This window comes from Cedecea sp. B1(4) (assembly GCF_059414925.1).
The window spans coordinates 1-309 of sequence record NZ_JCAHMZ010000307.1; the positions used below are offsets into that span (position 1 = coordinate 1).

1 pseudogene is annotated in these 309 nt (G+C 68.3%); it reads left to right on the forward strand.

Annotation, left to right across the window (positions count from 1 at the left end):
* Positions 1-224, forward strand: a pseudogene (locus tag ACR6JA_RS23070) (beta-ketoacyl-ACP synthase II); the annotation flags it as partial.
* Between the last annotated feature and the right edge of the window lie 85 nt (positions 225-309).

A 309-nucleotide genomic window follows, 5' to 3' on the forward strand; every position in this document is an offset into this window, starting at 1 on the left:
CCGGCCACCTGCTGGGCGCGGCCGGCGGCATCGAGGCGGTGTTCACGACCCTGGCGGTCTACAACCAGGTTTCGCCTCCGACCATCAATATCTTCAACCAGGATCCGGAATGCGACCTGGACTACTGCGCCAACGAGGCGCGGCAGATGAAGATCGACGTCGGCCTGTCCAACTCGTTCGGCTTCGGCGGCACCAACGGCTCGATGGCCGTTCGCCGGGTCTGATTTGGAAGGCCCGGGCCAGGGGCGCTGGACGTTTCGCGTGCCCGTTCTGCGGCCGCGCGGCGTGACGGCGTTGCCCGGCCTGGGG